This is a genomic window from Limnothrix sp. FACHB-881 (assembly GCF_014698135.1).
In the GTDB taxonomy this organism is placed as follows: Bacteria; Cyanobacteriota; Cyanobacteriia; order CACIAM-69d; family CACIAM-69d; genus CACIAM-69d.
Map to the genome: position 1 here is coordinate 219,510 of NZ_JACJSN010000003.1, position 13,057 is coordinate 232,566.

Annotated in this window: 10 protein-coding genes; 3 read left to right on the forward strand and 7 right to left on the reverse strand. The window is 55.0% G+C overall.

Going from position 1 to position 13,057, the window contains the following annotated elements; all coding sequences use genetic code 11:
* Positions 1–39 precede the first annotated feature (39 nt).
* Positions 40–891, reverse strand: a complete 852-nt coding sequence (gene cysE / locus H6G52_RS04995) for a serine O-acetyltransferase (RefSeq protein WP_190526824.1) — start codon at positions 889–891, stop codon at positions 40–42.
* A gap of 689 nt (positions 892–1,580) precedes the next feature.
* Between cysE and H6G52_RS05000 the strand changes: the two genes are divergently transcribed.
* Positions 1,581–3,434, forward strand: coding sequence for a sensor histidine kinase (locus H6G52_RS05000; protein ID WP_190526826.1), 1,854 nt, complete (start codon positions 1,581–1,583; stop codon positions 3,432–3,434).
* A gap of 81 nt (positions 3,435–3,515) precedes the next feature.
* On the opposite strand, the gene H6G52_RS05005 is transcribed toward H6G52_RS05000, so the two are convergent.
* The 6 genes from H6G52_RS05005 to fabD form a co-directional block, all read right to left on the reverse strand.
* Positions 3,516–4,766, reverse strand: a complete 1,251-nt coding sequence (locus tag H6G52_RS05005) for a helix-turn-helix domain-containing protein (RefSeq protein ID WP_190526827.1) — start codon at positions 4,764–4,766, stop codon at positions 3,516–3,518.
* Positions 4,767–4,778: 12 nt separating this feature from the next.
* Complete coding sequence (locus tag H6G52_RS05010) at positions 4,779–5,501, reverse strand: hypothetical protein (protein WP_190526829.1); 723 nt, start codon at positions 5,499–5,501, stop codon at positions 4,779–4,781.
* 204 nt (positions 5,502–5,705) lie between these two features.
* The gene (gene adhE / locus H6G52_RS05015; RefSeq protein WP_099531624.1) at positions 5,706–8,339 is read right to left on the reverse strand and encodes a bifunctional acetaldehyde-CoA/alcohol dehydrogenase; all 2,634 of its coding nucleotides are present in this window, start codon (positions 8,337–8,339) and stop codon (positions 5,706–5,708) included.
* A gap of 180 nt (positions 8,340–8,519) precedes the next feature.
* Positions 8,520–8,867: a hypothetical protein gene (locus tag H6G52_RS05020; RefSeq protein ID WP_190526831.1), complete on the reverse strand. Its 348-nt coding sequence runs from the start codon at positions 8,865–8,867 to the stop codon at positions 8,520–8,522.
* Between the two features lie 10 nt (positions 8,868–8,877).
* Complete coding sequence (locus H6G52_RS05025; protein ID WP_099531626.1) at positions 8,878–9,159, reverse strand: hypothetical protein; 282 nt, start codon at positions 9,157–9,159, stop codon at positions 8,878–8,880.
* 243 nt (positions 9,160–9,402) lie between these two features.
* Positions 9,403–10,281, reverse strand: coding sequence for an ACP S-malonyltransferase (gene fabD, locus H6G52_RS05030; RefSeq protein WP_190526832.1), 879 nt, complete (start codon positions 10,279–10,281; stop codon positions 9,403–9,405).
* Between the two features lie 218 nt (positions 10,282–10,499).
* On the opposite strand from fabD, the gene H6G52_RS05035 reads away from it, so the two are divergent.
* Together H6G52_RS05035 and H6G52_RS05040 are read left to right on the forward strand one after the other, a co-directional pair.
* Complete coding sequence (locus H6G52_RS05035) at positions 10,500–11,846, forward strand: efflux RND transporter periplasmic adaptor subunit (RefSeq protein ID WP_190526834.1); 1,347 nt, start codon at positions 10,500–10,502, stop codon at positions 11,844–11,846.
* On the forward strand, positions 11,846–13,051 hold the full coding sequence (locus H6G52_RS05040; protein WP_190526836.1) for an ABC transporter permease: 1,206 nt from the start codon (positions 11,846–11,848) through the stop codon (positions 13,049–13,051). Before H6G52_RS05035 ends, H6G52_RS05040 begins: the two co-directional genes overlap by 1 nt.
* Positions 13,052–13,057 lie beyond the last annotated feature (6 nt).

Here is a 13,057-nt window from a genome sequence, read left to right on the forward strand (position 1 = left end):
TCCAATAACCAGTCCAAGTGCTCAGACCGATCATTCGCCCTAAATCCCAGCCCCATCAAAGAACTCTTCCAGGGCCCGATCGCTCAACCGGCAACGCTTTCCCGCCGGGTCATCACCACTCACAAGATTGAGCTGGCCCAGTTGGCGTTGGGCCGCCGTCACCTCCGCGGCCACCTTGGCAATCCGTTCCCAATCGCAAAGGGTCAAGTCTTCGCAAGGGCGCTCCGGCGCACCCACGGCCACCGGCACTTGGGCCCGTTCCGCTTCCATTTCCTCAATCCGCCGCTCCAGGGCTTCGATGCGATCGAGCAGGGCCCGAATCGCCTGGGCTTCCGAGTCCGGCAGCTTGCCATGCTCCAGTGGATCTACCCGCACACCCGATCGATAGACCACACGACCAGGCACACCTACCACCGTGCAATCGGCAGGCACATCCCGCAAAACCACGGAACCAGCCCCAATGCGCACATTTTCGCCAATATTCAGATTGCCGAGCACCTTAGCCCCAGCTCCCACCACCACGTTGTCACCCAAGGTGGGGTGGCGCTTGCCGCTTTCCTTGCCCGTGCCCCCCAGGGTCACGCCCTGGTAAATCAAGCAATAGTCGCCCACAATCGCCGTTTCACCAATCACAACGCCCATGCCGTGATCGATAAACACACCTTGCCCGATCGTTGCGCCCGGGTGAATTTCAATCCCGGTCAGTAGTCGTCCAATGTGGGAAATCAGCCGAGGCACAAAGGGTAATTGGTGCTGTTGCAGCCAATGGGCCAGCCGATGGAGCATCAACGCTTGCAACCCCGGATAGCAAAAAAGCACCTCTAGCCAATTGCGGGCGGCGGGGTCACGATCGAAGATGATGCGAAAGTCAGCAATGAGAGCGTTTAGCACGGTTGGGCGGCCTGAAAGCTTCAAGGTTGTATTGCATCGATTACAAAATCATTTTTAATCCTACTGCCTACCGACCGAGACGCGGGGGGGTGGGGCCACCGAACCCCAACCGAAGCATTGGGGAATATATTTTGGCTCAGGTTTTGGCTCAGGCCCCAGACTCCACCCAGCGCCACACTCCCCGGGAATCGGTTGGCGAACTGGGCGATTGGGACGAAACATTTCAGTTGCGGCAGCCATGACCCATTCAGCGTCACCAGAATTGCGGTTTTTAGGGTCAGGGTTTGGTAAACTTTGCGACTTTTAAGGTCTTCAAATACGGACATTTGGATACTGATCATGTTGCCGATCGCACCCAATTAGGCAATCAACTGATGGATTATATTGTTGATTCTTGATTGCATTTCTTAACGCCATTTCAAGGAAGCACCTGATAGATTGGGATCGACTTTGACGGCTGCCTTAGCCTTCCAAAACTACACAAAAAAGATAGTGAATTCACGTTTCATCCCTCATGAATCGTTAAATTTATCCATCTTTCAGGGTTTGCATCAATCCATTGAGGTTACAACCAAGCATAATCAGCCCACGGCGTAGGGCTGTTGCGGTTGGAGCTGCCCTAAAATTCGTAATCAATGAATTTTCCACTGCCCTCTCCTCACTCGACGGCAGCGATGTCCCACTCCACGATGAAGATCCAGATCAAGGGGCGATCGCGCTGGCTCGGCCATTGGCAACAACGCATCAGCAATTGGCACTTCAGCCAAAAGATTGCGTTGGGCTATATCCTGGCGATCGCCACGGGGGCCGTTGGCTCCTTGGCCGGCATCGCCCTGGCGGATCATTTCCAAGGGCGCGGGGTGGCCCAATTGCACGACGCAACCACACAAGTTCAATTACTCAGTGATTTACGCAGCAACTTGCAGGCGGCTCGCCTCGCCATTGATGAAGCGGGGGATGATGAAATTCCCGTCGCACAACGGCAACTGTTCCAGCAGGACGCGATCGCGGCCATCCAAACAGCCCGCGACTTAGCCAACGAACTCACCGCCTATCTCAAGCAAAATCCCCAATGGCTGGCCGATCGCCCCGATCGCCTGTTGCACTTGGCCAATCAAAGCGTGGCGGATCTTCAGGAATATGCCAATCAGCAAATGCTGATGCAGCAGGCGGACGAGGCCAATCAATCGGCCGCCCAAAAGGAAGCCAAAGAGGCAGCGGAGGCCCTGGAGTGGAAAGCGCTGGCCGGGGCCGATCGCGCCCTGTCCCGGCTGGTGATTATGGCCCATGGGCAAGCGGAACAGGCGGAAGTTTTGCTCGAAGAGGCCCAAGGTCTGGAAAAAGGCGTTGTGATCCTGAGCCTGTTGCTGTCGGCGGCGGTGGCGGGGGTGATTGCGATGCGAGTCACGCGGGCGATCGTCAATCCCCTGGTGCGGGCGGCCACGGTGGCCCAAGGGGTGGCGGAAACCGGCGACTTCAGCCAACGGGTGGGCATCACCAGCCAAGACGAAGTGGGATCCTTGGCCCAGGCTCTTGATACGTTGATTGAGCGGGTGGCCGAACGCAATCAGGAATTGGCGGACGCGGCGGATTTTGCCAGCTCCCAAGCCCGCACCCTCTACAGAACCCTGATGGATTTGCGCCGCACCCAAGCGCAACTGATCCAAACGGAAAAGATGTCGCTCCTGGGGCAGGTGGTGGCCGGGGTGGCCCACGAAATCAATAACCCCACCAGTTTTATCTACGGCAACCTAATCCATGTCACGGAGGGGGTGAGCCATCTGCTGGAGTTGCTGACGCTGTATGAGGCGGGCCATGGCCCCCACAGTCCAGAGATTCGATCGCTCGTGGAACAGTTGGATTTGGAGTTTGTGCGGGAAGATTTGCCGCAACTGATGGCTTCCATGCGATCGGGCGCGGAACGCATCCGGGCGATCGTTCTGTCGTTGCGGTTGTTTGCCCGTTTGGATGAGGCGGAGGTGAAGGCGATCGACCTGCCCCAAAGCCTGGACAGCGTGCTCACCATTTTGGGATCGCGCCTCTGTGCCCAAGCTCACCGCCCGGCCATTGTGGTGCAGTTGGACTACGGATCTTTGCCCCTGATCGAGTGCTATGCAGGTCAGCTCAATCAGGTGTTAATGCACATTTTGACGAACGCGATCGATGCGCTGGATGAGGCCTTCCGCCAACAGCCCGATCGGCTCTTGACCCTGAAGCTCACCACCCGCACCCTTGACCCGGATTCGGTCAGCTTGGCGGTCACCGACAGCGGCTTGGGCATTCCCGTCAGTGAACAATCGCGGATTTTTGAGTTGTTTTACACAACCAAACCCGTGGGCAAAGGCTCGGGCATGGGTCTGGCGATCGCCCAGCAGGTGATTGTGGAAAAGCACGGCGGCACGATCGATTGTGAATCGGGCGATTGGGGAACGACGTTTACGCTGAAGTTACCGGTTCGACTCGCGATCGCCGATCCAGCCCAACCAGCTACTCAGACAGCGCTTACCTCCCATGAAGATGACTGTGAGGTTTCGCAATCATGAGAATTTTCGCTCAAAATTCAACTTCGTTCAGGCAATTAGCTGCATGTCAGGGACAAAAGCCCAGATACCCTACTCCTAGGATTATCCGAATAGTCTGGTTACTTTTGGATTAGGACTTGGTGCATTGACAAGGTTTTCATCAAGATTAATGGAAAGCTGATCATTATTAGCCTTTACCAAGCTAATAACCTTATCTGGTAAATCCTCTAGATACCCCTCGGATAAACAACAAATTTCTTCAATATCAGATGAATAGAGATTCAAGTAGCTAGGAATACTGGAGCGATAGCTCACTGATTCTTCCACTAGCATCTCTATCGCTGAACTCAGAAGACGGGGTGATTCTAAGGGAATTTCGTTGTCAAACGGTTCTGCCCTACGCCATCCCCTACGAGAGTAATTGCGCCACATGGAATCGATCTCAGCATCAGTTAGAACTCCAAGGCTCTTGCACCTATAAATCATCATGGCAATAGAAACTTTCCATTTCCCTTTCAACATCCTGAAAAGCTCCAATGAAGGTCGATTGACTTCATTTAGAAATGCATACTGAGGAAACAGGAAAAATGACGAAAAGAGATCAGCTTGACGCTCAATCTTATTCAAAACATCTTCATCTGACAGATGTTGATCCCTAGCTTCTGCGTGAAGCAGGATATGACCTAGTTCATGCCCCAAGTCAAATCTTGAACGTGCGCACGACCCTTTATCACTCCCTAAGATTATGAAGGGTCGTAGCTTACAGATTATGGAATACGCATCCACTGCTTTCGAGTCAAGGGAGCAACGTCCAATAAGAATTCCCTGATTCTCTAGTAGCCAAGTGACATTGCTGATAGGGCCATACCCTAGCCCCCAGAATCTTCGCGTTTCGTTTGCAGCCTTCTCAATCCTAGCGTTTGCTTCTTCGTTTGGAAGAGCTAGCCAATTGTCAAAATTCTGAGGAATAATTTCATCAAGACTTGGCAAATTTAGGGGAGGAAAGTCAATGAAGCTGTCAAGGTAAATATAAATCTCTCTGAGAATGTTGGCCTTTTCGCTAGCCATGTCTCGCTTCTTCTTAGTCGCTGAATTAAAAGATCTGAAGAAGGTGATCTCGCTGTTTCCTGGCGGATAGAGCCATGCACTCAGTAGGAAGGAAGCTGGGATTTCAAGAGCCACACATATCCTCTCAAGTGTCTCTGGAGTGGGTTCCTGTCCTCCTCTTTCGTATTTATAAATAGACTGTCGGCTAACCCCAATCAAATCAGAAAGCTGAGCGGCAGTGACTCCTCGCATATTACGAGCAGCCTTCAATTTTTCTCCTTGAAATATTCTTCTTTTCATCACCATAGAATTGCCATCTTAAGCATCTTCTGCTTGGCGCTGTTGTTTTCGGCTTGGCTTGGGGGGAGAGATGTGCTGAGTTTGAGTATCTTGATCCTTCAGTCGGCTAACCGGATGGTCAATATACTCGGTCTCAAAGGGATTGTACAGGGGTATATCACGAGAAACGATTGATTTTTTATACTGGAAGCATGGGAGATGATGTTCCAAATATACCATTCTGAAATGAAAGTCTAGCCCGTACGAAAATGGCACAAAGATCGGAGTATTCCCATTGATAAACTTAGACCAGCGCTGATTATTCTCCCACGGATTAAATGCTGGACTCAGAAAATCTAGCTGCACAGGTAGTGGAGGATTATTTTTACTGAGATCAATTCGGTATTTCGCAAATAAAGGTAGTTTTCTTCTTCCAGGTGATTTATGGTACGTAGCACAGAATCTCCCCAGAATTACTTTTACATAGCAATGATTGGAGGCCCTCATTTCTCGCTCGATCTCTATGCCAAAACGTTCTTGTAACTTTTCTTGATGGATAAGTACTGAGACGTTCTCTTGCAACTCCATGTTAACAGTTCGGGCAAAGCTCTCTGTTTTTCGGCCATCAGCATAATTGGCGACTTTCTTGTAAGCAGATGACACAGCCTCTCGAAATGCTTCAGCAGATACTTCTCTAAGTTCTGACATTCCCGGCTGAGAATCGAATAATGCGGCTACCTCACTAACTGCATCTAATTTCATGCCTAAAGACTTCCTTTTTTGACCATGTTGCTACATTAGCAGATGTAGCCAATACAGTCAATAAATTGGTTTTTTGTAAACCAGATTGGACTAAAGATCAATTTATGGTGCTTGATTGAGATATGGATTTTCGTTGCAGTGACAGGACGATCGGGACGATCAAGCCCCGATCGAACCACTCGCGAGCGACGGCTTAACCAGGCCCTAGGGAGTCGTCACCGGTTCCGGCGCTTCCGGAGCCGACAACAGCGGCGAATCTCCGTGATAGGCCCGCAACAACAGCGTTTTCAGCTCGCTGATCATCGGGTAACGGGGATTCGACACCGTGCATTGATCGTCAAAGGCGCGATCGGCCACATCATCCAACTTCGCCAAAAACTCCGCCTCGCTAATTGACGTGGCTTCCCGAATCGATCGAGGAATCCCCACCTGCTGCTTCAGCGCCTCGATCGCCCCAATCAGTCGATCGATCTTCTCGTCCTCCGTCGTGCCCCCCAAATTCAAATAGTCCGCAATCCGGGCGTAGCGCCACTTGGCATTCGGATACTTGTATTGCGGGAACGCCGCCTGCTTAAAGGGCGCATCCGTCGCGTTGTAGCGAATCACGTGGGAAATCAACAGCGCATTGGCCAGGCCGTGGGGAATGTGGAACGCGCCGCCAATTTGGTGGGCGATCGAGTGGCAAATGCCCAAGAAACCATTGGCAAAGGCCATCCCCGCCATCGTCGCCGCGTAGTGCATCTTTTCCCGCGCCTTCGGATCCGCCGCCCCATGCTCATAGGCCGAGGGCAGATATTTGAAAATCAGCCGAATCGCCTCCAGAGCCTCGCCGTTTGTGAACTCCGAAGCCAACACCGACACGTAGGACTCCAGGGCGTGGGTCAAGGCATCAACGCCCCCAAAGGCCGTCAGGGACTTGGGCATATCCAGCACCAATTGCGGATCGCAAATGGCCATCGTCGGCGTAAGGGCATAGTCCGCCAGGGGGTACTTGATCCCCGTGCGCTCGTCCGTCACCACCGCGAAGGGCGTAACCTCCGACCCCGTGCCCGAGGTGGTGGGAATCGCCACCAGGATTGCCTTTTGGCCCAAAGGCGGCAACTCATACACCCGCTTGCGGATGTCCATGAACCGCATCGACAGCCCCTCGAATTCAATTTCGGGATGCTCGTACAGCAACCAGGCGATCTTGGCCGCGTCCATCGGGGAACCGCCCCCGATCGCGATGATCGTGTCCGGATTGAACGATCGCATCTGTTCCAAAATCCGGTTCACCGTTCCCAGACAAGGATCCGGCTCCACATCGTAAAAGGTGTCGTACTTCAGGCCAATATCATCCAGGACGCTTTCCAGGCCCGCCGTGATCCCCAGGTTGTAAAGGGGTTTGTCGGTGATGATGAACGCCCGATCGCGCCCGGCCAGCTCCCGCAGCGCCACCGGCAGCGAGCCATATTTGAAGTAGATTTTCGGCGGAATCCGGAACCAGAGCATATTTTCCCGCCGTTCCGCCACGGTTTTGATGTTCAGCAGGTGGCGCGGTTCCACGTTCTCACTGATCGAGTTGCCGCCCCAAGTGCCGCAACCGAGGGTGAGGGACGGATCAAGCCGGAAGTTATAGATATCCCCGATCGCCCCTTGAGACGAGGGCGTGTTGATCAGCACCCGCGCCGTTTGCACCTGATCCTCAAACTGCTTGATTCGATCGCGGTTGTCCGGCGACGTGTAGAGCACCGCCGTGTGACCCCGCCCGGCAAACATCACCAACGACTCACTCAGTTCCACCGCCTGGGCAAAATCCGCCGCCCGATACATGGCTAGCACCGGCGACAGCTTCTCGTAGGAGAACGGTTCCTCTGGCCCCACCACGCTCGCCTCCCCGACGATCAGGCGCGTGCCCGGTGGCAGTTGAATCTCCGCCATCGCCGCGATCTGTTCCACCGATTGGCCGACGATGTTCGGGTTCAGCCGCCCATCAATCAGGATTTGCGCGCCCATGCGGACTTTCTCTTCGGGATCCAGGAAATAGGCCCCCCGATCGCGAAATTCCTGCTTCACCTGTTCATAGACCGCATCCACCACCACCACCGATTGCTCGCTGGCGCAGATCATGCCGTTGTCAAAGGTTTTGCTGAGAATAATCGACGACACGGCCATTTTCAGGTGCGCCGTTTCGTCAATCAGGGCCGGCGTGTTCCCCGCGCCCACACCCAAGGACGGGTGACCGGACGAGTAGGCCGCCCGCACCATGCCCGGCCCGCCCGTGGCCAAAATCAGGTTCACATCCGGGTGCTGCATCAACTGCTGCGACAGGGGCACGGTGGGCTGATCAATCCAGCCAATGATGTCCGGCGGGGCCCCGGCTTCCACGGCCGCTTGCAAAATCACCCGCGCCGCCTCAATCGTGCAGTCCTTGGCCCGGGGGTGGGGCGAAAAGATAATCGCGTTGCGGGTTTTCAGGGCAATCAAGGCCTTAAAAATCGCCGTCGAAGTGGGGTTCGTGGTGGGCACAATTCCCGCCAAAATCCCCACGGGTTCGGCAATTCGCTGGATGCCAAAGGCCTTGTCCTCTTCGATCACCCCACAGGTTTTCTCGGCTTTATATTTGTTGTAGATGAATTCCGAGGCGAAGTGATTTTTGATCACTTTGTCCTCGATCGTCCCCATTCTCGTTTCGGTTACCGCCAGCTTGGCCAGGGGGATGCGGGCCGCGTTGGCCGCCAAGGCTGCTTTTTTGAAGATCAAATCCACCTGCTCTTGGCTGAAGGTGGCATAGGTGCGCTGTGCGGCTTTGACCCGCGCAATTAGGGCTTCGAGTTCGCGATCGTTGGTAACGGTCATAACGCACCTCGCAGGAATGGCGTTCTGTTTTTACGCTAGGTTGATCCCCTTATTTTGGTTAGATTTGTTGACAAGTTTTTAGGTTTTGCTGGCCCGAGTTGCAACGAACCTTTACGAAGTCTCACGGAACGCTCGGCCGCCGATCGCTCAAAACCATCGTTCAGCTTGGTGACCGTTCCCCTAGTCCAACAGGCCCGATCGCGCCAGAATCCATTCGCTCCACAGGCTCGATCGCTCCAACACCACCTGACGGCGATCGGCATTTGGCCACAGCACCGGCCAATCGGCTAACCACTGAACAATCTGCCGCTGAATTGCCACCAGCTCGATCGCCACCGGTAAATCGGTCTCGGGGGCTGCCCATTCAATGAACCAACCACTTTCCCGCAGCAAACTGGAAATGAGCTGCCCGTTATCAGGATTTTTGCCAAAGGATTTGACCCGCGCCAAATTTGCCGCAATGCCACCTAAACGCACCGCCAAACTATCACGCATATACCGATCGCGCCGCCTTAGAAAATCATTCATGAATCTCAGCTTATGACTCGGGCTGTTCTAGACCCAGGCGATCGTAAGCATCCGCCAAACTCAAGCGCGATCGATCCGTCTTGCGCTCTTGCAACAGGGCCATCAGTTCTGGATTTTGCGTAATTTGCTGAACCTCCGTGGTCAAATCCTCGGCCGAATTTTGCAATCGCTCAACGGAGGTCAACACAAATTCGCGACCATCGGGCAGCTTCAAAAGCAGAACATCATCTTGAGCTTGGGCAAAGAGATTCAGAAGAAACTGAATAACATGGGTTAGATAAATTACTTTCATCAGTTGTAGAGCTTTTACAGTTTTTATCTAAAACGGTTAGTACGCCGTATTGCAGATGCTATGAAGCAATTATTAGGTGGACAGTGCCCACCCTACAGGCTGTTGTAGAACTTCTTTTAAATAAAGCGTTGATGATGAACTTTTTCACTGGATTAATACCCATTTTGATGGAATCGATCGCCAGTTGCCATTGATTGTTATGAATAACTAGCGATCACTCCATCACGTCACCAGCAAGCAGATTTAAGCGATGTCGGCGAGGGCGGCAATGTTGACCAGGGCGGTGTTGGGGCAGGCACGCTTCAGCAAACCCGTCAGCACCTTGCCCGGCCCCACCTCGATCGCCTCCATGCAGGCCACCTGGTTCAACATCACCATCGTTTCCCGCCAGCGCACCGAGCCGGTCATTTGCTTCGAGAGCCGTTCTTTCAAAGCTGCGCCGCTGGTTTCCGGGGTGGGGTCAGTGTTGGAGAGCACCCCGATCGCCGTGTCCGCAAAATCCGTGGCCGCCAAAATTTCGTTAAATTCCGCCGATGCTTCCGCCATGTAGGGCGAGTGGAACGCGCCGGACACGGCCAAGGGCACAGCCCGCTTGGCTTTGACGCTGCCCAGGATCGCATCCACCGCCTCGGGCGTTCCGGAAATTACCACTTGGGCATCGCTGTTGTCGTTGGCCAGCACCACACCCTCGGTAGCGGCGATCGCCTCGGTTAGGGCCGGGCGGTTGAAGCCAATCATGGCCGCCATCTTGCCGCCGGAAGCCGCTTGCATCAACTCCGCCCGCCGCTTCACCAACTTCAGACCCGCTTCAAAGCTGAAAGCCCCGGCCGCGTAGAGGGCCACATATTCCCCCAGGCTGTGACCCGCCACCAAATCAGGCAATTGACCGGCGGCTTTCAGCGCATCAACCAAGATCGCCTCGATCGCGTATAGGCAAGGCTGGGTGTATTGGGTTTGGGAGAGTTGCGCTTCGTCGCCGTTGCAAACCTCCGCCACCGACCAACCCAAAATTTCATCCGCGATCGCCAACTTCGCTTGGGCGGCTGGCGAGTCGAGCAAGTCAGCAGTCATGCCAACGGCTTGGGAGCCTTGGCCCGGGAACATCCAGAGGGTTTTTGCCATTGTGTTTGTTGTGCTTCGCATCGATATAGACAAGGTGCTTATACCAAGCGGCCGGCCCGTTGCGCTAGCGGGGAATTTCCGGCAATCCGCCCCTGATGGCGGCCGCTGGGAAATCGTGACTCTAGTCATGGGCACTGATGACCGGCGGCAGTCGTCGCGATGGGGGCGATCTTTTTAGAGTGATGAGGTGGCATTTGATCCCGGTTTGGGCAACGTCCATGCAACCTGCGATTCGGTTCAAGTTTCAGCAATGGCAGCTGTGGGCCGGGGGCCTCGGGGCCCTGGGCCTGTTGGGCACGATCGCCCTGGTGATCCCTCGCCCAGCGCCTGCCCCCAAGGTGGATCTTGCCCAGGACACAACCCTGGTTCAGCGGCAAGATTTGGTGGTGCAAGTGCAGGCCAATGGGGTGGTGCAGCCCCTGCGTAAGGTCAACTTGGCCCCCAAGGAGGCCGGCAAGGTGGCGGCCTTGTTTGTGCGCGAGGGCGATCGAGTGCAGCCTGGGCAAGTGGTGGCCCAAATGGACGGCGAACAACTGCAAGCGCAGGTCAAACAATCTCAAGCGGGCCTGGCGCGATCGCAGGCGGAATTGCAACTGAAACTCGCGGGGAACCGCCCTGAAGACATCACCAAGGCCCAAGCCGAGGTGCAACGGCAGCAAGCCCAGTTGCAAGAGGCCGAAGGAAAGTGGCAATTAGCCACCCAAAAACTCCAGCGCCGCCAGCTTTTGGCCAGCGAAGGCGTACTGAGTCAAGACGCTTTGGATGAGACCTTGACCGAAGCCCGCAACGCCAGCGCCACCGTCGAGCAAGCCAAAGCCAGCTTGGCCACCGCCGAACAGGAATTCCATAAACAGCGCCAGGGGTTTCGCGCCGAGGAAGTTGCCCAAGCCCGGGCCCAAGTCGCAGAAGCGCGATCGCAACTGCAAGTCGTGCGAATCCAGCTACAAAACACGCTGATTCGATCGCCCTTTGGAGGAGTCATCACCCGCCGATTTGCCGATGTGGGGGATTTTGTTGCACCCACCACCACCGCATCCAGCAGTGATGGGGCCACCTCTGCGGCCATTGCCGAACTCTTCAGTGGCTTAGAAGTCGAAGCCAAAATTCCCGAAACCGCGATCGGTCAAATTCGCCAGGGCCAGGCCGTCGAAATTCGCAGCGACAGCTATCCCGATCGCACGTTTCAGGGGCGGGTCAAGCGCATTGCCCCCCGAGCTGTGCCAGAAAACAACGTCACCACCTTTCGCATCAAAGTTTCCCTGCAAACGGGACTGGACATCTTAAAAGCCGGCATGAACGTCAAATTAGCGTTTTTGGGCCAGCCGATTCGGAATGCGCTGGTGATACCGCTCGCGGCCCTTGTCACCCAAAAGGACGGCCGCAAGGGCGTATGGCGGGTGGTGCCGAACCAGGAAGCACGCTTTCAAACCGTGGAAATCGGTGCAGAAAGTGGCAGCCAAGCCCAGGTGCGATCGGGCCTGCAAGCGGGCGATCGCATTTTGCTGAGTCCCCCGATCAACCAAGTGATTCCGGGTGTTGATAATCCCGAAGGAAGCGGCTTCTAATGAACCCTCTAGATACGCTCAACATGGCGATCGGCACCTTGGTCAGCCATCGAATGCGGAGCCTGCTGACCATGCTGGGCATCGTGATTGGCAATGCTTCAGTGGTGGCCACCGTGGGGCTGGGTGAAGGGGCCCAACATTTCACCGCAACTCAGGTGGAATCCTTGGGTGCAAACTCCCTGTACGTTTTTTTGAGTGAGCAACAAAGCAAGGAACTGACCGGTGAAGTGCCGCGCTTGCTGCTGTCCGAAGCGGACTTGATTGCCGCCCAAGCACCAGCTGTCCAATGGGTGTCACCTACGATTTCGAGTTCCTTGGCGATCGGCCATCGCAGTCGCACCGTGACGGCAACGGTGCAGGGAGTCACGCCCGACTTTCTGAAGGTGCGGAATATTCGCATGGCCCAGGGGATTTTTTGGGACGAGGCCGCCCAACGTCAGGATCGCAAGGTGGCGGTGTTGGGTGGGGAGCTGGCCCGGAAACTGTTCGATCGCACCAACCCGATCGGCCAAGAAATTCAAATTAACAATCAGAGCTTTCAGATCATTGGCATCATCCAAAGAAAAGGCGCATTTCTCGGTGTGAATCCCGATGCCAATGCCTTCATTCCCATCACAACCATGGCCCATCAAGTCGTGGGGCGACGGGTACCCCAAGGACTGCTGATTGATGAAATTGAGATCACCGCCCGCGACCAAGCCCAGATTCGATCGGCTGCCTTCCAAGTCACGAATCTGTTGACGCGCTTGCATGGCAAACAGGATTTCTTAGTGGTGGCGAATAAATCCATTCAGGATTTGTTGGGGCAAATTACCAGCGCGTTGGGGACAATGCTCACCTTGATTGCGGGGATTTCCTTGCTGGTAGGCGGCATTGGCATCATGAACATCATGCTGGTTTCCGTCGCCGAGCGCACCCAGGAAATTGGTCTCCGCAAGGCGATCGGCGCTCCCCCCCAGGCGATCTTGCAGCAGTTTTTAATCGAAGCCACGATCTTGGCCGTGGCCGGTGGCGTTGTGGGCATTTCCCTAGGTGCGGGCGGCATGGCCCTGATCGGCACTTTGACTCCTTTCAAGCCCACCGTCCCTGTGCAGGCCATGGTGGTGGTCACGGTCATTTCTGGAAGTATTGGTCTGGTTTTTGGCGTGGTTCCGGCTCGTCAAGCGGCCCAGCTCGACCCGATTACAGCCTTAAGAATGTCCTAGGGAAAT

What these genes read in the sequence shown, in the direction of transcription:
- H6G52_RS05000 (WP_190526826.1), top strand. Translation starts at nt 1,581, where the DNA reads ATGAAGATCCAGATCAAGGGGCGATCGCGCTGGCTCGGCCATTGGCAA.
- H6G52_RS05010 (WP_190526829.1), bottom strand. Translation starts at nt 5,501, where the DNA reads ATGAAATTAGATGCAGTTAGTGAGGTAGCCGCATTATTCGATTCTCAG.
- adhE (WP_099531624.1), bottom strand. Translation starts at nt 8,339, where the DNA reads ATGACCGTTACCAACGATCGCGAACTCGAAGCCCTAATTGCGCGGGTC.
- H6G52_RS05040 (WP_190526836.1), top strand. Translation starts at nt 11,846, where the DNA reads ATGAACCCTCTAGATACGCTCAACATGGCGATCGGCACCTTGGTCAGC.
- fabD (WP_190526832.1), bottom strand. Translation starts at nt 10,281, where the DNA reads ATGGCAAAAACCCTCTGGATGTTCCCGGGCCAAGGCTCCCAAGCCGTT.
- H6G52_RS05035 (WP_190526834.1), top strand. Translation starts at nt 10,500, where the DNA reads ATGCAACCTGCGATTCGGTTCAAGTTTCAGCAATGGCAGCTGTGGGCC.
- H6G52_RS05020 (WP_190526831.1), bottom strand. Translation starts at nt 8,867, where the DNA reads ATGAATGATTTTCTAAGGCGGCGCGATCGGTATATGCGTGATAGTTTG.
- H6G52_RS05025 (WP_099531626.1), bottom strand. Translation starts at nt 9,159, where the DNA reads ATGAAAGTAATTTATCTAACCCATGTTATTCAGTTTCTTCTGAATCTC.
- H6G52_RS05005 (WP_190526827.1), bottom strand. Translation starts at nt 4,766, where the DNA reads ATGGTGATGAAAAGAAGAATATTTCAAGGAGAAAAATTGAAGGCTGCT.